This window comes from Asaia sp. SF2.1 (assembly GCF_000505765.1).
Taxonomy (GTDB): domain Bacteria; phylum Pseudomonadota; class Alphaproteobacteria; order Acetobacterales; family Acetobacteraceae; genus Asaia; species Asaia bogorensis.
Window position 1 is genome coordinate 50,180 of the sequence record NZ_AYXS01000010.1, and the last position, 21,758, is coordinate 71,937.

Here is a 21,758-nt window from a genome sequence, read left to right on the forward strand (position 1 = left end):
ACGAAACGAGCGCCTATAATCCGACCCGTTTCGTCATAACGGTTCTCGGCATGGAGCGTCCCGTGAAGGGCCTCGATAATCTGGCGGCTGATCGCCAGCCCCAGGCCTGAATGCTGGCCGAAATTCTCGGTCTGGGGTCGCTCCGAATAGAAGCGGTCAAAAATATCCTCGAGTTTGAGAGGCGGAATACCCGGCCCCTCATCACTCACCGTTATACGGATCTGCCTGTCCTCGGGGCGCATGAAGAGTGTTATGTGCCCGCGCGGGGGAGAGAATGAAATGGCATTGCCAATGAGATTGCGCAGGACCTGAACAAGACGGTCCTCGACAGCCAGTACACGCAGCGGATGATTGGCATCGTCGTGAGAGTCATCAAGAATGATGATCGCGTCTTCAGGCTTGCGCGTCGTCTGATGCATCTCCGTCAGGATGGAGAGCAGCATACCGACCGCCACGGGTTCAGAGCGTGTTCGTGACAGCTCGGCGTCGATACGGCTCGCATCCGCAATGTCGGTAATCAGCCGGTCCAGACGGCGGACATCGTTGTTGATGATCGCCAGCAGGCGCGTCTGCCGTTCACGGTTCTCGATACGCGGCAACGTCTCGATGGCCGAGCGGATGGATGAAAGCGGGTTCTTGATTTCATGGCTCACATCGGCCGCAAAGCGCTCTATCGCGTCCATGCGGGCCCATAGTGCCAGCACGCTGCCACGCAGTGCCCGCGCAAGCACGCCAATTTCGTCACGGCGTACCAGCAGGGCTTCCGGCACGCTGTCAGCGCGCCCGGCCACATCGCGCATGTCATGCGACGCCACCGCAAGACGCAGCAGCGGGCGGGCGATGGTGATCGAGAGATACCATGACAGCAGGACCGTCACGGCCATTGCCGCCAGAAACAGCGAGAGTATGGAGGACCGGACGGCAAACAGCGAACGATCGACCTCCTGGGCCTGGCGCGTAAGCTGGATGATCCCCACGGTCTGACCGTCATGGATGACCGGCTCTGCCACCGTGATCACCAGCTCATGCTCGGGGGTGCGCCGGATGTAGGGCGCGGCTTCGGCACCCCGATATTCGCCTGCCGAGCGCAGAGGCGGCGGCGCATCCTGCGTTTCCAGCATGACAATCCCCTCGCGGGAGGAGAGCGGCAGCAGGGAAAGCAGCCATTCATAGGCAATTTCGATGCCGTTATTGCGTGGCGGCTGCCAGCGTGGCGGCGGCGCAGGCTCGCCCGCCCCCGACTGCCCCTTGCGGTCGCGGCGCACAAGGGCGGCTTCGTTCAGGCTGTCGGCCACCAGCGTGCCATCCGGCCCGACAAGGCGCGCGCGTACATTGGGGCTGGGTTCGGTCAACCGGAGCAACAAGGGCCGCGCCTGCGCCCCGTCGAGCATGAATTCGGCACCGGGAAAGGGATGACGGGCCGGGTCACGCACCACGGCAATCTGCCCCATAGCCGCCGCGTAGATATGGGCCTGCTCGCGCAGGGCATTCACATCGGTTTCAAGCAGGCTGTTCTGGAAGTCGTTCAGGAAAAGCAGCGTGACGGCCAGAATGGCCAGAGGCAGCGTATTGAGCAGGAAGATGCGCCGCATGAGTGGCGAGGCGAAACGCGGCAGACGGAAGCGACGTGTCGCCCGGCGGCTCTCGCGTCCCGCCTCCAGCGCCAGCGTGTCACCATGGCGAAATGAGCGCCGACGCAAGCGCTTGAAGGCCTGTGACATGCCGCCCGGCGCACCGCGCCGCGATCGCCTGCCGAATGATTCACGCTGCGGCATTCTGGCTCAGTCTTCCTTGTAGCGATATCCTATGCCGTACAGGGTCTCGATCTGGTTGAAGTTGTCATCGATCTGCCTGAACTTCTTGCGGACACGCTTGATGTGGCTGTCGATGGTGCGGTCATCCACATAGATGTTTTCACCGTAAGCCGCATCGATCAGCTGGTCGCGTGATTTCACCATACCCGGACGAAGAGCCAGCGCCTTGACCAGCAGGAATTCTGTGACGGTCAGCATGATATCCTGCCCCGCCCAGAGGCACTGATGGCGCGTCTCATCAAGGGTGAGGCTGCCACGCACAATAGCGGCGCCCGCACCTGACGTACCGCTGCCCTCGGCGCGGCTGGCATCCTGCCGGCGTAGCAGGGCGCGGATGCGCTCCAGCAGCAGGCGCTGCGAGAAAGGCTTGGTGATGTAGTCATCCGCCCCAAGGCGCAGGCCCATGAGCTGGTCCAGTTCCTCATCCTTGGAGGAGAGGAAGATGACCGGCAGGGATGAGCGCGCCCTCAGGCGCTGCAGCAGCTCCATACCATCCATGCGTGGCATCTTGATGTCCAGCACCGCCAGACTGACAGGGCGCGCCAATATGCCCTGCAGGGCGGCTTCGCCATCGGTATAGGCGTGCACAACAAACCCTTCGGCCTCCAGCGTCATCTGGACCGAAGTGAGGATGTTACGGTCATCATCCACCAGGGCGATGGTGTGCTTTGTCGTCTCCATGCGCGATGTATCCGCCTTCAATTTCTGCCTGTTGCCAATCCAAGGGGGGTTGGCATATGGCTTGTCACAGCCACCTATATCTTACCACGCGGCTGCGCCCAAGACGGGGCTGCCGAAAACGGTCGGACATCGCTGGATGGTCGACCCGAGTGTTTCCGTGGCTTCTGGCGGTCATGCTCGCCCCGTTGCGGGGGAGTACGCTGAAGCCGACCTTTTGCTGCCCGGCCTGACCGGGCCCGATTTTTCGAGGTTGCGACCACGATGACGACTGAGAACACGCTGCACGACGCGCAGAACGACGCCCCGGCACCCGAGACCGCCGAAGCGGCAGAGGCCACCACCGATACGGCAGGTCAGACACCTGAATCCCGTATTGCCGCGCTGGAAGCCCAGGTTGAGGAATTCCGCGACAAGTGGATGCGCTCCGAAGCCGAAATGCAGAATTACCGCACCCGCGCCAAGCGCGAAGTGGAAGATGCCCGCCAGTATGCGGTGCAGAAATTCGCCAAGGACGTGGTCGAAGCGGCTGAAAACCTGCAGCGTGGCCTTGCCTCCCTGCCGCCCAAGGCCGAGGGTGAAGAAGGGCTCGTCGCCAAGCTGCGCGAGGGCTTCGAGAGCACGGAACGCTCTTTCCTGGGTATTCTGGAGCGCAATGGCATCACCTGCCAGCATCCGGTGGGCGAGGTGTTCGACGCCAATCTGCATCAGGCGATGGCCGAGCAACCGAGCGACGAACACGCAGAAGGTACGGTAATGCAGGCCTGGACCCCCACCTGGACGCTTCATGGCCGTCTGCTCAAGCCCGCCATGGTCGTTGTGGCGAAGGGCGGCAACAAAGCCGCAGAATGAGGCTTGAAACCCTCGTCATGCGCTCCTAGATTTTATCTGTAACCCGCCCCTGCCGAGGTAGGGAGACGAAAACAAGGGCGTTGCCCGGTGCCTGAATGGGCCGGATGACGCCGCTGAAAGGACTGAAATATGAGCAAAGTCATTGGTATTGACCTTGGCACCACGAACTCTTGCGTCGCGATCCGCGAAGGCGATGAGACCAAGGTCATCGAGAACAGCGAAGGCGCACGCACCACGCCGTCCATGGTTGCTTTCACCGCCAACGGTGAGCGTCTCGTCGGACAGGCCGCCAAGCGCCAGGCTGTCACCAACCCTTCCGATACGCTGTATGCCGTCAAGCGTCTGATCGGCCGTCGCTATGACGACCCGACCGTCGCCAAGGACAAGGAAATGGTCCCGTACGAGATCGTACGTGGCGATAACGGCGATGCATGGGTCCGCGCCCGTGGCGAGAACTACGCCCCGTCGCAGATCTCCGCCTTCGTGCTGGGCAAGATGAAGGAAACCGCTGAGGCTTATCTCGGTGAGACCGTTTCCCAGGCCGTCATCACGGTTCCCGCCTACTTCAATGACGCCCAGCGTCAGGCAACGCGCGATGCCGGTCGTATCGCCGGTCTTGAAGTGCTGCGTATCATCAACGAGCCGACCGCTGCCGCTCTGGCCTATGGCCTTGGCAAGCGCGATTCCGGCACGGTGGCCGTGTATGACCTTGGTGGTGGCACGTTCGACGTGTCGATCCTCGAGATCTCCGATGGCGTGATCGAAGTGAAGTCCACCAACGGTGACACGTTCCTTGGTGGCGAAGACTTCGATAACCGCATCATTGGCTACCTCGCAGACGAGTTTAAGCGCGACCAGGGCATCGACCTGCGCGGCGACAAGCTGGCTCTGCAGCGTCTGAAAGAAGCCGCCGAGAAGGCCAAGATCGAGCTTTCCTCCTCCAAGGAAACCGAGATCAACCTGCCCTTCATCACGGCGGATGCCTCGGGTCCGAAGCATCTCGTGGTCAAGCTGAGCCGCGCCAAGCTGGAAAGCCTGGTTGAAGATCTGGTGCAGCGTACGCTCGGCCCGTGCCGTGCAGCGCTCAAGGATGCCTCGGTTACCCCGGCTGAAATCGACGAAGTCATTCTCGTTGGTGGCATGACGCGTATGCCGAAGGTCATCGAGACCGTGAAGCAGTTCTTCGGCAAGGAACCCGCCCGCAACGTGAACCCTGACGAAGTGGTGGCGATCGGTGCCGCAGTTCAAGGCGCCGTGCTCAAGGGCGACGTGAAGGATGTTCTGCTTCTCGACGTGACCCCGCTTTCGCTGGGCATCGAGACTCTGGGCGGTGTCTTCACCCGTCTGATCGATCGCAACACGACGATCCCGACCAAGAAGAGCCAGACCTTCTCGACGGCTGATGACAACCAGAACGCCGTGACCATCAAGGTCTATCAGGGCGAGCGCGAAATGGCGGCAGACAACAAGCTGCTCGGTAATTTCGACCTCACCGGAATTGCTCCGGCTCCGCGTGGCGTGCCGCAGATCGAAGTCACGTTCGACATCGATGCCAATGGTATCGTCAACGTGTCGGCCAAGGACAAGGCGACCAACAAGGAACAGCAGATCAAGATCCAGGCTTCTGGTGGTCTGAACGATGCCGATATCGACCGTATGGTGAAGGAAGCCGAGGCCAATGCCACGGCAGACAAGGCCAAGCGCGAGATGGTCGAGCAGCGCAACAGCGCCGAGGCCCTGATCCATCAGACTGAAAAGTCGCTGACCGAAGCTGGCGACAAGGTTCCGGCAGCTGACAAGGCTGAGGCGGAATCGGCAGTGGCTGCGACCCGTGAAGCCATGAACGGCACGGATCTTGAGGCCCTGAAATCGGCGACCGAGCGTCTGACCCAGGCTGCCATGAAGATCGGTCAAGCTGTGTATGCCCAGTCTCAGGCTGAAGAGGGTGCCGCCGGTGGCGAAGCCCATGCTGCCAAGGACGAAAACGTCGTCGATGCCGATTTCGAGGACGTGGACGACAGCAAGAAGCACTGATCTCCCCGAGGAGGGGTTCGCCCCTCCAGAGGCTCGATGCTTTTGACGCCCGTCCTTCCTGAGGGAAGGGCGGGCGTTTCGCCGTTCAGCCTGGCGCGGTTTTATCCGCGCTGCTTTGATTGCCCCCGCTGGTCATTACAGGCCGCATATTCTGATCCCTGGATCTCCTGACGAGGACTCCCATGGCCACCAAGATCGATTTCTACGCTGTTCTTGAAGTCTCCCGCACAGCCTCTGCCGATGAGCTCAAAAAGGCCTATCGCAAGCAGGCCATGCGCTTTCATCCCGACCGTAATCCGGGCGATGAAACGGCCGAGCACAAGTTCAAGGAAATCAACGAAGCCTATGATGTTCTGAAAGACGAACAGAAGCGTGCTGCCTATGACCGCTTCGGTCATGCTGCCTTTGAAAATGGCGGTATGGGCGGCGGTGGTTTCGGGGGCGGATTCGGCGGCGGTGGCCTCGATGACATCTTCGAGATGTTTGGCGACATGATGGGGGGGCGTCGTGGTGGCGGCCGTCGTCGCACCGGCAACGACATTCAGGTTCAGGTCGAAATCTCGCTTTCCGAAGCCTATGAAGGCGTCAAGAAACCGGTCGAAATCCGTACCCGTGTCGCCTGCGAAAGCTGCCATGGTACGGGGTCGGCTGACAGCAACCCCGGCGATGTTACCTGCCCGACCTGTCATGGCGCTGGTGCCGTCCGTGCACAGCAGGGCTTTTTTCTGGTCGAGCGTCCCTGCCCCACCTGCAAGGGCTCGGGCAAGGTCGTGCGCAATCCCTGCAAGAGCTGCAAGGGAAGCGGCACAACCGAGCAGACGCGTTCGATCGAGGTTCCCATTCCCGCCGGCGTGGAAGATGGTACACGCATCCGCCTGACGGGCGAGGGCGAAGCCGGTGGCAGCGGTATCCAGCCGGGCGATCTCTATGTGCATGTCGCAGTGGGTGGCAGCGATATCTTCCAGCGCGATGGAGCCAACATCTATTGCCGCGTGCCGCTTCGCATGACGCAGGCGGCGCTCGGTACGGAAATCGAGGTCCCTGTTATCGATGGCAGCCGCGCCAAGGTGAAGATTCCCGCCGGCACGCAATCGGGCGAGAATTTCCGCCTGCGTGGCAAGGGTTTCTCGGTGCTGCGCTCCAGCGCACGGGGTGATATGTATATCCAGGTTGCCGTGGAGACACCGCATCACCTCAATGCCCGCCAGAAAGAGCTTCTCGAGGCTTTCGAGGCCGAGGCTGGTGAGGCGCAGGAGCAGGAAAAGGCCAATCCCGAGCACACGGGGTTCTTCGCCAAGGTCAAGGACTTCTTCGAAGGGAAGTAAGAGCCATGCGTATCGGCATTGCAGGTATCACCGGTCGCCTCGGGGCGCTTTGCGTCGAGGAAGTCGCGGCATCCGGGCTTGAGCTGTCCGGTGGGCTGGCACGCAAGGCCGATCCGCAGAAGCGGATCATGACAGATCCGGCTCAGCTGGCGGCGTGTAGCGATGTTGTGATCGATGTCAGCAGCCCAACTGCGATACTGGCCAATGCCGAAGCCTTCGCACAGGCCGGCTGCGGCTGGGTGATCGGGACCACAGGGTTCGGCGCTGCGGAAGAACTGGCCATTCGCACTGCAGCAACGCGGATCCCGGTACTGCGGGCTGCCAATTTCGCACCCGGCCTGACCATGTTGCTCGATCTGGCCCGTCAGCTCGGCGCCAGACTGCCGGCCCATGAATATGATGCTGAGATTCTGGAAACGCATCACCGTCAGAAGCGCGATGCCCCTTCCGGCACGGCCCTCGCCATTGGTGAGCGCCTTGCCGAGGGCCGTGGTGTCGCGCTGAACGACGTCATGGAAGTCAATCGCTCAGGCGTACGGGGTGAGGAGGCTATCGGTTTTGCCTCACTGCGGGCCGGCCAGATTGTGGGCGAGCACAGCCTGATCCTGACTTCGGGTACGGAACAGATCACCCTGTCGCATCGTGCCTTCGACCGACGGGTCTTTGCCCAGGGTGCTGTAAAGGCTGCCCGCTTTGTGGCAGGTAAACCTGCCGGGTTATATGAGATGACGGAAATATTCGGCGGCTGAAACGGGCGTGCCTTGCGTCTGAAACATAACAAACGCTTGACCCCTGCGGCTGTATGCCTCTAAGGACAGCCCTCTCTTGCGGGTCGGGCGCAGGTTGTCGCACGTCCGTACTCCTTTCTTTCACTCATTCCCTGCGAGGTCCCTGAGTGCGTAACTACGGCGAATTTCTCTTCACATCGGAATCCGTTTCTGAAGGTCATCCGGACAAGGTCTCTGACCGTATCAGCGATACCGTTCTGGACGCTTATCTGGAAGCAGACCCGGAAGCCCGCGTTGCGTGCGAAACCCTCTGCACCACCAACCGTGTCGTTCTGGCCGGTGAAGTTCGTGGCCCGGCTTCGATCACCAGTGAATTGCTGATCGAGCGCGCCCGTCACGCCATCAAGGATATCGGTTACGACCAGGAAGGTTTCTCTTGGAAGAACGCCGAAATCACCTCCCTGCTGCACGCGCAGTCCGCCGACATCGCTGTTGGCGTCGATAGCGCTGGCGAGAAGGATGAAGGCGCAGGCGACCAGGGCATCATGTTCGGCTTCGCCACCCGCGAGACCGAGCACCTGATGCCGGCCCCGCTCTATTACGCGCAGTCGATCCTCGAGAAGGTTCGTGACTACCGCAAGAGCGGCCATGCTCTGGGCGTCGGCCTGCTGCCGGATGCCAAGAGCCAGGTCACGCTACGCTATGTCGATGGCAAGCCCGTCGGCGCGACCTCGGTCGTGATCTCGACGCAGCATATCGAAGGCATGCGCCAGAACACCATTCGCGAAATGCTGCGCGAAGTGGTCCGTGAAGTCCTGCCGGAAGGCTGGATGTGCCCGGAAGAGGAATTCTACGTCAATCCGACGGGCAACTTCGTGATCGGTGGTCCCGATGGCGATGCTGGGCTGACGGGTCGCAAGATCATCGTCGACACCTATGGCGGTGCAGCCCCCCATGGCGGCGGCGCTTTCTCGGGCAAGGACCCCACCAAGGTTGACCGTTCGGCTGCCTATGCCGCGCGCTACCTGGCCAAGAACGTGGTTGCTGCCGGTCTTTCCGATCGCTGCACCATCCAGCTCAGCTACGCCATTGGCGTGTCCAAGCCGCTCTCGGTCTATGTCGATCTCGATGGCACGGGCAAGGATATCGACGAAGCCCGTCTCGGCAAGCTGCTGAACGAAATGGTCGATCTCTCGCCGCGCGGCATCCGCAAGCATCTGCGCCTGAACCGTCCGATCTATGTGCCGACCTCGGCCTATGGCCATTTCGGCCGCGTGCCCGATCCGGTGCTGGACAACTTCACGTGGGAGCAGGCCGATCTGGTCAGCTCGCTGCGCGGTGCCCTCAATCGCTGAGGTCCCCAACTGTCTGACACCTCTCTCAAGTCCCAGCCTGAGCGGCTTTATGGCCGCCAGCGCGGGCACCCGCTCCGCGCCCGCCAGCAGCGCCTCCTCGACGAGGCTCTGCCCATGCTCCGTCTGAACCCCGATCAGGCCGCCGCTCCGCAGGCCGCCTTCACTGGCGCTCCTGTTCAGGGCGTCTGGCTTGAAATCGGGTTCGGCGGCGGCGAACATGCGCTCGATCAGTCACAGCGAAATCCGGATGTCGGCTATATTGCCGCTGAGGTTTTCGAGAACGGGCTGTGCTCGCTCATGTCCCGCATCGTGCCGGAAGGCGAAGAGGACACGATCACCCCGCCGGATCATTTCCGTATCTGGCCCGATGATGCGCGTCAGCTGCTGAAATCCCTGCCCGATAGCTGCCTCGACCGCGCCTATCTGATGTTCCCCGATCCGTGGCCCAAGGCACGCCATGCCAAGCGTCGCTTCATCCACCCGGAGAATATTCGCGAACTGGCCCGCCTGCTGAAGCCCGGCGCCGTCTGGCGCGTTGCGAGCGATCATCCCGTCTATCAGGACTGGGTGTTCGAGATCATGGGCGCGCAGGATCTGTTCGATGCGCCCCCACCTGCCAAAGGCGAGCGCCCCGAAGGCTGGTCACCCACACGCTATGAAGCCAAGGCCTACCGCGAAGGCCGCGTGCCGTTCTACTGGACGTTCACGCGCCGCGGTGCCTGATACCGAGTTGGATCGGAACACCGCATGAGCACGCAAATCGAACGCGAGGAAATGGAATTCGACGTGGTGATCGTCGGCGGAGGGCCCGCCGGTCTTTCCGCCGCCATCCGACTGCGTCAACTCATGCCGGAAGCCACGATCTGCCTTGTTGAAAAAGGCAGCGAAATCGGGGCGCATATCGTCTCGGGTGCGGTGATCGAACCCCGCGCCCTGGCCGAACTCTTCCCCGACTGGCAGGAACGCGGCGCTCCGCTGAAAACCCCGGTGACGGAAGAAAAAGTGCTTTTCCTCACCGAAAAGCGCGGCTTCGCCATTCCCTTCATCGACAAGCTCATGCCTGCCATGGCCAATCACGGCAATTATGTCGTGTCGCTGGGCGAGGTCTGCCGCTGGCTCGGTGCCCAGGCCGAGGAAATGGGCGTCGAGATCTACCCCGGATTTGCCGCCGCCGAACCCTATATCGAGGATGGCCGCCTGTGCGGTGTCATCACCGGCGATATGGGCGTCACGCGTGAGGGCAAGCAGGGGCCGAACTTCGCACCCGGCATGATCCTGCGGGCAAAACAGACCATCCTGACCGAGGGCGTGCGCGGCTCGATCAGCCAGCGCGTGATGAAGCAGTTCAATCTGCGTCAGGGTGTGGACCCGCAGACCTATGGGCTGGGCATCAAGGAAGTTTGGGAAATTCCCGCCGAGAAGCACAAGCCCGGCTTCGTGCAGCACAGCTTTGGCTGGCCGATGGATGACGGCACCTATGGCGGCGCCTGGCTCTATCATTTTGGCGAAAACCTCGTCTCCTACGGTTTTGTCACCGGGCTGGATTACAGCAATACCTGGCTCTCTCCCTTTCAGGAGATGCAGCGCCTCAAGACCCATCCTGAATTTGCGAAGCATCTCGAAGGCGGTCGCCGTCTGATCTATGGCGCGCGCGCCCTGTCAGAGGGTGGCTTCCAGTCCCTGCCGCGTCTGTCCTTTCCGGGTGGCGTTCTGGCGGGTGATTCCGCAGGCTTCCTGAACATGCCCAAGATCAAGGGCACGCATACCGCCATGAAATCCGGCATGTTGGCCGCCGAGGCCGTGGCCGAGGCGCTGGGGGGCGAAGGCCCCTGCGAGGCCACAAGCTATACACGCCGTTTCAAGAGTTCATGGCTGTTCAAGGAATTGTTCGAAGCCCGCAATGTGCGCCCCGCCTTTGCCCGTTGGGGCAATCGCCTTGGCGCGCTCTATGCCGGGATCGACAGCCTGATTTTCCGTGGCCGCGCGCCCTGGACGCTGCATTTCCGTCATACGGATCATGAAGCGCTCAAGCCTGCCGAGCAGCGCAAGCCCATTGCCTATCCGAAGCCGGATGGCACGCTGACCTTCGACCTCACCTCATCGGTGTTCCTGTCGGGCACCAATCATGAGGAAGACCAGCCGGTCCATCTGAAGCTGCGTGACCCGTCGAAATGGCTGCCGGTCAACTGGGGCATTTTCCGCTCACCTGAAAGCCGCTACTGCCCGGCCGGTGTGTATGAGGCGCTGGAGGAAAACAGCACCATGCACCTGCAGATCAACGCGCAGAACTGCGTGCACTGCAAAACATGCGACATCAAGGATCCGACGCAGAATATCGACTGGTGTGTGCCCGAAGGGGCCGGTGGACCGAATTATCCTGTCGGTATGTGATTTTGAGTCGCAATAAGGTATGAACCCTGACGACAAATTCCAGGATCGGCGAGAAACAGATGAAGATAGTGGTCCCGGTCAAGCGGGTGGTGGATTACAACATCAAGCCCCGCGTCAAGGCCGATAACAGCGGCGTCGACACGCAAGGCGTGAAGATGTCGATGAATCCCTTCGATGAAATTGCTGTCGAAGAAGCCGTCAGGCTTCGCGAAAAAGGCGCTGCCTCCGAAATCGTGGTGGTGACCATCGGCGTGGCCGAGGCCCAGCCCGTTCTGCGTACGGCCATGGCCATGGGTGCCGATCGTGCCATTCTGGTGCAGACCGATGCCGAACTGGAGCCGCTGGCTGTCGCCAAGCTGCTCAAGACCATTGTGGATCGCGAAAATCCCGGTCTGGTCATCATGGGCAAGCAGGCCATTGATGACGACATGAATGCGACCGGCCAGATCCTGGCAGCACGCCTCAACTGGCCGCAGGGCACGTTTGCCAGCTCGGTTGCCGTCGAGGACGGGCGCATCACTGTGGTGCGTGAAGCCGATGGCGGGCTCGAAACAGTGCGTCTGGCACTCCCGGCCGTGGTCACCACCGATCTGCGCCTCAACGAGCCGCGCTACGCCACCATGCCCAACATCATGAAGGCCAAGAAAAAGCCGCTCGAGACCATCGCTGCCGATACGCTGGGCGTGGACATCACGCCGCGTCTGGAAACAGTGAAGGTGGTCGAGCCGCCCGTGCGTCAGGCCGGTATCAAGGTATCGAGCGTTGCCGAGCTGGTTGGCAAGCTGCGTGACGAAGCGAAGGTGATCTGATCATGACAACTCTGGTTCTGATCGAAGCCGAAGGCAACGCCATCAAGAAGGCAAGCCTTTCTGCCGTTGCCGCAGCCCGCCATTTCGGCGCTGTCGATGTGCTGCTGATCGGCGCAGAAGGCGCACAGGAAGCCGCGAAGATCGAGGGGATCACCCGCGTTCTTCATGCGGACTCCACACCGCATCTGGCCGAGTGCATTGCCGCCCTGATTGCCGATCGCGCCAAGGATTACGATCATATCGTTTCCGCCGCGACGGCTTATGGCAAGAACACCCTGCCCCGCGTGGCTGGTCTGCTGGATGTGCAGCCGATCACTGAAGTGGTCGAGATCATCGACGCCGATACCTTCGTGCGTCCGATCTATGCCGGTAGCGCACTCTCCACCGTGCGGTCGCGCGATGCGATTAAGGTGCTGACCGTGCGTAACGCCAATTTCGAAGCCGCCAAGCTGGGCGACGCCTCGGCGCCGATCGAAGCCGTCTCTGCTGCGGTCGAGGTGCCAGACGCCGAATATGTTGGCATCGAGCTGACTCATTCCGACCGCCCCGAGCTGGAATCGGCTCGTGTGGTGATCTCGGGTGGGCGCGGCCTGAAGGATGCAGCCAATTTCAAGCTGCTCGAGCCTGTGGCCGACAAGCTGGGCGCTGCCATTGGTGCGTCGCGCGCGGCGGTGGATGCCGGGTTTGCCCCGAACGAGATGCAGGTCGGTCAGACCGGCAAGATCGTGGCCCCTGATCTCTATATCGCTGTCGGTCTTTCAGGCGCCATCCAGCATCTGGCAGGCATGAAGGACAGCCGGGTAATCGTGGCGATCAACATGGACCCCGAAGCCCCGATCTTCAACGTGGCCGATTACGGCCTCGTGGGCGATCTGTTCGAGATCCTGCCCCAGCTCAAGGCCGAACTGGGCGCCTGAATACTTCCCGAACCTGCCTCTTGTTCAGCAAGGCAGGTTCGGTTTCCTACGGCCAGATCATTCTGGCTCGTAGTCTGGCGCCAGAGCGCCGCATTACCCCTCTCCGGTGGGATGCACTACGCAGGGGAAGGCTTTTCCCCCAGTCTCGCAACTACCCGTTCCAGCCATCGCGATACGCGGCAACGGCGCGACCTGCTCGCGCCAATATAGTCCGGGGAATTGACCGGTTATACCGACGATACGCAGCTTGCCATCGCTCTTCCGCAAGACGGTATCAAACCGATCTGATTTTAGGCGGCCGCAAACCGCATCAAGGTCGCGCGCGCTCATAACCCCACCATGATTGCCTCCATATTCAAGCGCCTCGCAACGCCGATGGGGCCGCGACGAAACGGAATCTTTCCTGTGGGACAGCTTTCCATTGTTTTTCGGCTTCGCATGGGACATTCTTGTATACATGACCCAGATCATGGACATTCAGGCAGGCGGCACCCGTGCCCGGGCGCGTTGCGACGAACTCGGTATCGCTCCCTATAGCGACCAGAGTGACGGACTCTTTCGCCCCTATCTCGGCCCGGCGCACAGGGCCACGATTGGCAGACTGGCCCAGTGGATGGACCAGGCGGGCATGAGTGTTGAAACCGATGCCGTGGGAAACCTCGTCGGGCATTATGCGGGTGTGACACCCGACGCACCCGTTCTGCTGATCGGCTCGCATGTGGACAGCGTGCGTGATGGTGGGCGCTATGACGGCATGCTGGGTGTGTTGCTCGGCATCGAGACCGTGGCCTATTTCAACGAGCGCGGCCTCAGACTGCCTTTTGCGCTTGAGGTCATCGGTTTTGGAGATGAGGAAGGCTCCCGTTTTCCCACCTATATGATGGGCTCGCGCTCTGCTGCCGGCATGAAGCAACAGATCGATGACAGCATCACCGATCGCGATGGCATGTCACTGCGTCAGGTCCTTTCGGATTGGGGGCTGGATGTCTCGCGCTTCCATACCGCCAGACGACAGAACGTGTTCGCCTATATCGAAGCGCATATCGAGCAGGCCCCCCATCTGGAGCGCGCCAATCTGCCGCTCGGTCTGGTACGAGGCATCGCCTCTCAATATCGCTTCCGCGTCACGCTGACAGGCGAGGCCGATCACGCCGGAACGGCCATGCACGAACGTCGCGATGCCCTGGCCGCCGCCGCCGAGGCAATTTCGGCCATCGAGCGCATCGGCGCACAGGACCCGGTCGATCTCGTGACGACAGTGGGCTGGCTGACTGTCGAGAACGGCGCCCCCAATATCGTGCCGGGCAAGGTCGCTTTGACCATCGACATCCGGGCGGTGACACCCGGTGTGCGTGAAAGCGCTGCCCAGGAAGTCAGTGACACGCTGCAGGCCATCTGCACACGCAGGCGCATCCGTCTCGATATCGAGCGCATACAGGATCTGGCTGGCGCGCTTTGTGATGAACGCCTGACATCCCTGCTTGGCCGCGCCGTGGAAGAACGGCAGGGCACCACGCCCCCCATGCTGCTCAGCCAGGCCGGGCATGATGCCATGATCATGGCCAATCTCGCCCCCATGACCATGCTGTTCATCCGCTGCAAGGGCGGAATCAGCCACAACCCCGCAGAATCTGTCGATGACGCCGATGTCGAGGCGGCGCATCAGGCCCTGGTGACCTTCGTCACGCGACTTGGAGAAACGATGTGAGCAGTTTTTTCGGTGAGATCAACCCGCCGCAGCGCCTTCTGATGGGGCCGGGCCCCATCAATGTGCATCCGCGCGTGCTGCGGGCCATGGGGGCGGACATGCTCGGGCAGTTCGATCCCGAGATGACCGATTACATGAACCAGACGATGGCGCTTTATCGTCAGGTATTCATGACCGAAAACCGCTGGACGTTCCTGATCGATGGCTCAGCTCGCGCCGGTATCGAGGCCGCCCTGACCTCATTGATCGAGCCGGGCGCCAAGGTTCTGCTCATCCGCTCCGGGCGTTTTGGCATGTTGCTGGGCGAGATTGCCGAGCGCCTTGGTGCCGAGATTGCCACGATCGATCTGGAATGGGGTCAGGTAGCCACGCTCGATCAGATCGAGGCCGCTTTGGCCGAGCATCGTCCCGCCGTGTTTGCCGCCATTCATGGCGACACCTCCACCACCACGGCGCAGCCGCTTGAAGGTGTCGGTGCACTCTGCCGCCGCTATGGTGCTCTTTCCTATGTCGATGCCACGGCGACACTCGGCGGTATGCCGGTCCGCACCGATGAATGGCAGATCGACGTGGTCTCGGCCGGACTGCAGAAATGCATGGGCGGGCCGCCGGGGAGCGCGCCCATCACGATCTCTGACCGGGCTGCCGAGTTCATTTTCTCACGCCGCAAGGTCGAGAGCGGTATTCGTCGTGATGACATCAGCGATGGCACACGACCGTTCATCCGTTCGAACTATTTCGACCTCGCCATGGTCATGGATTACTGGTCCGAAAAGCGCCTGAACCACCATACCGAAGCCACGTCGATGCTTTACGCCGCACGCGAATGTGCCCGTCTGGTGCTTGAGGAGGGGCTGGAGAACCGCTTCGCCCGTCATGTGGCCGCTGGCAAGGCGATGTCTGAAGGACTGCGTGGTCTTGGCCTGGCGCTCTACGGTCAGGATGCATATCGCATGAGCAATGTCACCGGGGTCTATATCCCTGAAGGCATTGATGGTGAGCGTGTGCGGGCCCGTATGCGCGACGAATACCAGATCGAGATCGGCACCGCATTTGGTCCGCTGGTGGGCAAGATCTGGCGTCTGGGCGCGATGGGCTACAATGCCGAGCAGCACAAGGTGCGTCTGACTCTGACCGCCCTCAAGGCCGTTCTGGAGAGCGAGGCCTGACCACTCTAGCAGGCCAAGTGAGACCCGAGCCATTCGATCAGGGCTCGGCCGACCCGGCCCGGTTGATCGTGGCCGGACTAATCCAGACCGGGGCCATTCAGTCGGCTGTGAATCCGGGCGATTACTTTGCGGGTAATCGCCAGTTCCTCGGCATCGATCCCTTCGGTGACGGTCTGCTCGATGGCCCGCGAGAAGCGCAGGACTTCATCGAGGCGCCTGGCACCTTCCGGGGTGATCCGCACGTAAAAGGCCCGTCGGTCTGCCTCATCGGGCTCACGGGTTATGAAGCCCTTTTCCTCTAGCGTGCGGAGGATGCGCACCATGGAGGATTTGTCGAGCAGAAGGGCTTCGGCAATTTCCTTGGGGTGCATGGGCCGACCATATCGCTGCAATTCCAGCAGGGGCTGCCATGTCGCATCGGTCAGATCATGAGGGCGTAGCCTGACATCGAGGATCTGCCGCCAGCGCCGGGCAATCAGCCCCATCATGCGTCCCAGAGTCAGGCTCTCTTCCACTGTGCTCACCGGGGCGCTGCCGTATTCATGTCGTCGGGCATGTTATTTGCCAGATCAAGCTGCCCGGTTGCATGGGCCAGCGCTGCCGCCTTGGTAAACGCCTGAGCAACACTCACGGCAAGCGATGCCTGCGCCTCGAACAGGGCCGCAGCTGCTGTAGACGCATCCGTCATGGTGCCAACCCCATGCGCATAGGCCTGACTGGCGCCTTCATTGGCCGTGCGGGCGGCATCGTTCAGAACACGGGCGGATTTTACCTGGGCAAGTGCCGTTTCAAGCGCATCCTGACTGTCGGCCACCTGCCGCTCGACGCTCAGACGATCCTTGAGAAGGGTCGCCTCGGCTGCATCATGCTGCGACTGCGCCATGTGGATGGCATTGGCACGCAAGCCCCCCTGATAGATTGGCCAGCTGACCTGAAGAAAAGCCCCGGCTTCAGGCTGTGCAATGGCCGAGGCCGGCGCCGAACGACCCGTGCCATAGGTCTTGAGCGCCCCCAGATAGCCCGACATTGTTCCGGCAAAGGCAACACGCGGCAAAAGCGCAGCCTTGGATTCCGCAATGGCTTCGTCGGACGCGCGCAATCTGGCAATATCGGCCAGAAGATCGGGCCGCGACGCCAGAGCCTGATCCACAAGCTGCCTGATCTGACCCGGAGAACTCTGGGGCAGGGCCTGTACAGGCATCGGTTCTATCTCGAGCGGCAGGGTGGCAGGCAGGCCGGTCACCTCCAACAGGGCATGATGGGCGCCATGCTCGGCATCGACCGCCTTGTCCAGATCGAAACGTGCCTGAGCTAGATTACGCTGCGCCGTAGCCACATCGACGATCGTTGCTTCGCCATGCTCATGACGCGACTGCGCAGCACGCAGCAAAAGCGCCATATTATCCACGGCATGATGAGAGGCCGCGACAATGGCCTGCGCCGCCTGCTGGCTGTGATACGCACTGATCACATCCAGAATGAGTTGCTGATGAACCGCCGAAAACCCGAAATTGGCGGCAAGCGTCTGGAATTTCGCTTCATTGATTCTGGCCCGCGTGCGGCCAAAATCGAGAAGCAGATAATCGAGCTCAAGCTTGGGAAATGCCGCTGCGCCATTCGATGTCAGATAACCGCGGCTCGACAGATAATTGGGCAGGGGCAGGGCCATGCGCTGGAAACCGCCCATGGCCGAGAAAGTAAGCTGGGGCAGCATGGCGGCACGCGACATACCGACACCGATGGCCGCCTGCCGCGCGCTCTCCCACGCAATGCGCGTGCGCGGGTTGTTGCGCTCAGCCAGATCGATCAGCTGCGGCAGTGACAACACATGATCCTGTCCCTCCGGCAAGGCATGCTGCGCATGGCCGGCGCCGGACGATGCCGCTCCAACACCCTTGCCTGTTGGCCAGTCGGGAGAAGGATTGCGTATGTCGGGCGGCAGGGTGAGACCCGTCGCCCCATGCAGGTGCCACGCGTGATCGGCACTCTGCGGCGCCAGATCGCGCGTGTCATTGCATCCGGCCAGCATCGCACCGAGAATCAGAAGAGGGATACCGCGCAACAGGAGGGTGCGGTGTAAGACGAGGTTTGGGGTCATCGGAAAAATCCGTGCTGCATGGCGGGCATCAGGCCTGTTCTGTCATGGCGCCCTGTCCGGGCCGTGCTTCAGCGTCAGGGTCATAGCGCTGGATAATCAGCCTCAGCCCTTCATCGAGCAGGCCGAACCACACCATGCGCTGGGGGTCATGAGGCAACAGGGGCAGGGGTGGCAGACGCATCTGAAGGGCAAGACCATCGCGGCCGTCCTCCAGCCATTGCGCCAGTTCGCTGAACCATCCCGCAAGCTGGTCGACCTGCGCCTGTGCCATGTCGTCAGGTTCGCGCCTCACATCCGAGATGACGGCCACGGGAATGGCAAGAAGCTGGATGTCACGCACAAGGGGCAGGGTGATATCAGGAATGAAGGCGTTGCCCTTCAGGCGCTCTTCCTCGAAAGGCGCATTGCGCAGGGCCATACGCGTTGCAGCAATGGCGCGACCGAATTTCTCGCGTTCCATTTCCTGCCCGATATCGACAGCCTGCTCAGGATGCTTGCGCCGTAAGGCTATCAGCCCGCCCAGCTGGCGCACCGCTCCAACCAGATGGCTACGCGCCACATTGGTCGCACTCACCGGCCATAGCGCCGCGGCCATCAGATACACGACGACATTACCGATCAGGATACCCACAACGCGGTTGCGCGCCGTCTCCATGTCCAGCGTCGGGCCATAGCCCTGCAGGATGGTCATGAAATAGGCCATCGCAATCTGCACGCCGGCATAGGAGATGCGCTCGCTGCCGCTCTTGATCCAGCCTGCGAACGCAGCGACCGGGATCACCACCAGAGTGAGATCGAGAACATCGGTGAGGGATGGCATGAGGGTGAGGATGGTGCCAATGCCACATACCGCACCGATCATGGCACCCGTGACACGCAGAAGCATCTTGTGAACGGAGTCACCCACTGTGCCGAGCGACACAAGAAAGCACGTCACGACGCAGGTCTGGATACCCGGCCAGGAGGTAAAACGCGTGATGGCGTAACAGATCACCACGGAAAGCGCGATCCGTATGGCCGCCTGCGGATAGGCCGGGTTCGTAAAGGCATCCGGCTTGAAGAAACTGCGGGCCGCCGCCTTGATTTCAGGCGCAAACTGGGCGGCCACCGTCTCGGGGCGGACAAGCAGGCCATGAATGATGGTGACTGAACGAATGAATTCACTGGCCAGCGGGTAGAGCTTCGGATCATCGCTGAATTCATCGGCAAGGCGTTGGAGCGCAGCCTCGTTAAAATCGATTACGGCCACGTTGTCGCGCCCCTGTCGATAGACAGCACCGCACTGCTCCACGATAAGCCCCATACGGTGCAGGAAGGCCGTGCCCCGCCCGGTTGTATCGAGCCGACTCCAGGCCAGCAGGATCATGACAAGACGGGCCGTATTGCGGATCATCGCAATCCCGACATGACGGCTTGTGATTTCAGGATGAAGCTTGATGCTCAGGTCATGAAACTGGCGCAGCGAGGCCACGCCCTGATCGGCCAGTGAGGCAATCTGCCTCATCTGGGCGGTGTCAGGTCTTGCCCCGGTTTCGCACCCCTCAGCCACAGCTCGAAAGCGCTGTTCGAGCCCGGCCCGCAGCATGGTCAGCGGATCATACCCGGCGAGACGATTGACCACCGCAATGATCGACAGCGCGATGACGAAGACCGCACCCACCCAGAGCAGGGTGTGCAGCATAGCCTCTTCGGGCGGCATGAAGGCCGCATCGGGCACGGCACTATCGGTCGTGTTACCGATGAACCCGTCCAGCGAATAGCCGACATTCTGCAGCATATCCGCGCTCATGGTCATGTAGACGATCCAGAAGAGCAGGATATTGGCCAAAGACCCCATGGTCATGGCCTGTGACAGAAACCCTGCCGCAAGAGTCAGCAGAAGCATCAGGGGCAGGCGTAGTCCGGGCTCGGACAGGCTGAGCATCAGGAAAAGGATTGTCAGCCCCGTGCCCGCCACAATCACCGCCCCACCCATCAGCGCCGTGCTGGTATTGGAGGCTGCATCATTGCCGGACAGGAAGAAGCAGATGAAGACCAGCACCGGCAGATCGGGGATGCGGAATGTCTCGCCAATCAGGATCGTGACAATCACCTGAAACACGAGCAGGGCCGTATTGCGTGCCCGACCGGGAGTTGGCGCCATTTCCTTTCTGAGGAAGGCGAAGGTCGATGGCGTTTCCTCGCGCCAGATCCTTCGCCTTAGCAACACCACCTCCTGCCCGGCGGTGTTCATCGCATCACGACCACAACCAGAGTGCCTCCGATGCGCATCAGGTCAGTCGGCGGATTATCAAGCCGGATACGAACCGGAAAACGCTGTGCGATGCGCACCCAGTTCAGGGTACGCGGCACCTTGGGCAGACCATTGGCGCTCATCCCCTCATCAGGCACCACACCGGCATTGAGACTCTCGAGTGTGCCACTGATGGGTGTGCCAGGCTGCGCCATGGCATACACCGTCACCTTCTGGCCCGGCGCCAGCCCGGCGAGCTGCGTCTCGCGGAAATTCGCGATGGCCCACCATTTCTCGTCATCGACCAGTGTAAAGACTGGCTTGCCTGTCGTGGCGTATTCACCCGCGGCCACATTCAGGTCTGTCACGATGCCATCGCAGGGTGCCCTGACCGTGGTCAGACGCAGGTCACGCTCTGCCTCACGCAGGGCCGCCTGGGCTGCTGCCAGATCGGCCCGCAGGGGTGCCACGCTGCGCACGGCCTGGCGGGCGGCCAGGGCGGATTGCAGGGCAGATTGCAGGCTTGCCTCGGCACTGCGTGTTTCAGCCCGTGCCTGATCCAGCGCCTCGCGGGTCACAAAACCCTGCTTCTCCAGAGGGGACAGGCGGGCCTGTGTGGCCTGGGCAAGGGTCAGCCGCGCCCGCGCACTGGTTACCGAGCTGGCCTCGGCACCGGCATGGGATATCTGGGAACTGACCTGGCTGGTCTGCACGTCAATCTGGGCCTGCAGACCATCGACCTGCGCCTGCGCCTGCTGCACCCGGTAGGTATATGGCTCAGGATCAATCACATACAGGATGTCGCCACGCCTGACCTTCTGGTTGTCATGAACGGGCAGGGAAACAATGCGTCCACTCACTTCAGGTGCGAGGTGGACGATATTGGCCGCGATATAGGCGTCTTCGGTTCGGGGCCGGCTGTGCAGGCGATCCAGCACCAGAAATCCCAGAATCACACAGGCCGCCAGCGACAGGATAAGGAGCGAGATACCGCCGATGCGGGAGGGAAGAGAGCGCATGGACACCACCTAGTGACCGAAAAACACAAGCCAGACCATGAAGGTGATGGCGACCATGAAAGCGAGATAGGTCAGCATCGGGGCAGGCACAGCCTGCTGCAGACCGACAACCCCGATGACAGCGCGCAGGAGGGCAGCTGCTACGGCACCGATCGTGGCACACAGCATCCATGACGGGAAAAACGATCCCAGCACATCCTGCAACGGCGCCCGTGTACAGCCCCCAAGGCCAAGCGCCATGAAAAACGGGAGTGACCGCCACAGGGCCGAACCTGGTCGGCTGGGATATGGGGTGAGGCGCATGGTTGGCTCGTCAATCCTGTTGATAAGACATGAACCATGGCACAGATATGGTTTACATATCAACCATATTGATAATACGATAATCTCATACCATTGGTTCGCATGAGAAAGCACGCGCGTCTACATTCTTGCCTAGCGCAACATCGTAAGTCGAATTTTGAGGAAAGATGATGGTGGAGCCAATCGGAATCGAACCGACGACCTCCTGAATGCCATTCAGGCGCTCTCCCAACTGAGCTATGGCCCCGCCGTATCAGAACCGGCCCCTTGGGTCAGGCCAGTGGCGCGGGTATAGCGGGGGGCTCTGCCTCTGGCAACCCCCCCC

General features: G+C 61.4%; 18 protein-coding genes and 1 tRNA gene. 11 read left to right on the forward strand and 8 right to left on the reverse strand.

What is annotated here, in order from left to right; translation table 11 throughout:
• On the reverse strand, positions 1–1,592 hold a 1,592-nt coding region (locus P792_RS26100; protein ID WP_051395837.1), incomplete at its 3' end, for a stimulus-sensing domain-containing protein.
• A gap of 189 nt (positions 1,593–1,781) precedes the next feature.
• Positions 1,782–2,495: a response regulator transcription factor gene (locus tag P792_RS26105; RefSeq protein ID WP_023978270.1), complete on the reverse strand. Its 714-nt coding sequence runs from the start codon at positions 2,493–2,495 to the stop codon at positions 1,782–1,784.
• Between the two features lie 261 nt (positions 2,496–2,756).
• Here P792_RS26105 and P792_RS26110 point away from each other — a divergent pair, with 261 nt between their 5' ends.
• From P792_RS26110 to P792_RS26165, 11 genes are all read left to right on the forward strand, one after another.
• On the forward strand, positions 2,757–3,344 hold the full coding sequence (locus tag P792_RS26110; protein WP_023978271.1) for a nucleotide exchange factor GrpE: 588 nt from the start codon (positions 2,757–2,759) through the stop codon (positions 3,342–3,344).
• A 129-nt stretch (positions 3,345–3,473) separates the two neighbouring features.
• Entirely contained in the window at positions 3,474–5,378 is a 1,905-nt protein-coding gene (gene dnaK / locus P792_RS26115) for a molecular chaperone DnaK (protein ID WP_023978272.1), read from the forward strand.
• A 182-nt stretch (positions 5,379–5,560) separates the two neighbouring features.
• Positions 5,561–6,703 carry a molecular chaperone DnaJ gene (dnaJ, locus tag P792_RS26120; RefSeq protein WP_023978273.1) on the forward strand — a complete coding sequence of 381 codons (1,143 nt, stop codon included), beginning with the start codon at positions 5,561–5,563 and terminating at the stop codon, positions 6,701–6,703.
• A gap of 5 nt (positions 6,704–6,708) precedes the next feature.
• Positions 6,709–7,452, forward strand: a complete 744-nt coding sequence (gene dapB, locus P792_RS26125) for a 4-hydroxy-tetrahydrodipicolinate reductase (protein ID WP_023978274.1) — start codon at positions 6,709–6,711, stop codon at positions 7,450–7,452.
• Positions 7,453–7,598: 146 nt separating this feature from the next.
• Positions 7,599–8,786 (forward strand): methionine adenosyltransferase, encoded by a 1,188-nt coding sequence (gene metK / locus P792_RS26130; RefSeq protein WP_023978275.1) that lies wholly within the window; start codon positions 7,599–7,601, stop codon positions 8,784–8,786.
• Positions 8,787–8,900: 114 nt separating this feature from the next.
• A complete protein-coding gene (locus P792_RS26135) occupies positions 8,901–9,509 on the forward strand; it encodes a tRNA (guanosine(46)-N(7))-methyltransferase TrmB (RefSeq protein WP_235075428.1) in 609 nt (202 codons plus the stop codon).
• A 24-nt stretch (positions 9,510–9,533) separates the two neighbouring features.
• Entirely contained in the window at positions 9,534–11,177 is a 1,644-nt protein-coding gene (locus P792_RS26140; RefSeq protein ID WP_023978277.1) for an electron transfer flavoprotein-ubiquinone oxidoreductase, read from the forward strand.
• Between the two features lie 59 nt (positions 11,178–11,236).
• Positions 11,237–11,986, forward strand: coding sequence for an electron transfer flavoprotein subunit beta/FixA family protein (locus P792_RS26145; RefSeq protein ID WP_023978278.1), 750 nt, complete (start codon positions 11,237–11,239; stop codon positions 11,984–11,986).
• A 2-nt stretch (positions 11,987–11,988) separates the two neighbouring features.
• Positions 11,989–12,903, forward strand: a complete 915-nt coding sequence (locus P792_RS26150; RefSeq protein ID WP_023978279.1) for an FAD-binding protein — start codon at positions 11,989–11,991, stop codon at positions 12,901–12,903.
• A 457-nt stretch (positions 12,904–13,360) separates the two neighbouring features.
• On the forward strand, positions 13,361–14,611 hold the full coding sequence (locus P792_RS26160) for an allantoate amidohydrolase (protein WP_235075429.1): 1,251 nt from the start codon (positions 13,361–13,363) through the stop codon (positions 14,609–14,611).
• A 41-nt stretch (positions 14,612–14,652) separates the two neighbouring features.
• On the forward strand, positions 14,653–15,780 hold the full coding sequence (locus P792_RS26165; RefSeq protein WP_051395839.1) for an alanine--glyoxylate aminotransferase family protein: 1,128 nt from the start codon (positions 14,653–14,655) through the stop codon (positions 15,778–15,780).
• Positions 15,781–15,857: 77 nt separating this feature from the next.
• Here P792_RS26165 and P792_RS26170 read toward each other — a convergent pair whose 3' ends face one another.
• The 6 genes from P792_RS26170 to P792_RS26190 all read right to left on the reverse strand — a co-directional run bounded on the left by P792_RS26170 (position 15,858) and on the right by P792_RS26190 (position 21,680).
• Positions 15,858–16,304 carry a MarR family winged helix-turn-helix transcriptional regulator gene (locus P792_RS26170; RefSeq protein ID WP_031240455.1) on the reverse strand — a complete coding sequence of 149 codons (447 nt, stop codon included), beginning with the start codon at positions 16,302–16,304 and terminating at the stop codon, positions 15,858–15,860.
• A complete protein-coding gene (locus tag P792_RS26175; protein ID WP_023978284.1) occupies positions 16,301–17,878 on the reverse strand; it encodes a TolC family protein in 1,578 nt (525 codons plus the stop codon). Before P792_RS26175 ends, P792_RS26170 begins: the two co-directional genes overlap by 4 nt.
• Positions 17,879–17,906: 28 nt before the next feature.
• Complete coding sequence (locus P792_RS35950; protein ID WP_161630829.1) at positions 17,907–20,084, reverse strand: FUSC family protein; 2,178 nt, start codon at positions 20,082–20,084, stop codon at positions 17,907–17,909.
• Positions 20,085–20,107: 23 nt separating this feature from the next.
• Complete coding sequence (locus tag P792_RS26185; RefSeq protein ID WP_035439556.1) at positions 20,108–21,130, reverse strand: biotin/lipoyl-binding protein; 1,023 nt, start codon at positions 21,128–21,130, stop codon at positions 20,108–20,110.
• A 9-nt stretch (positions 21,131–21,139) separates the two neighbouring features.
• Entirely contained in the window at positions 21,140–21,433 is a 294-nt protein-coding gene (locus tag P792_RS0118520; protein ID WP_023978287.1) for a YtcA family lipoprotein, read from the reverse strand.
• 171 nt (positions 21,434–21,604) lie between these two features.
• Positions 21,605–21,680 (reverse strand) — tRNA-Ala (locus P792_RS26190).
• Positions 21,681–21,758 lie beyond the last annotated feature (78 nt).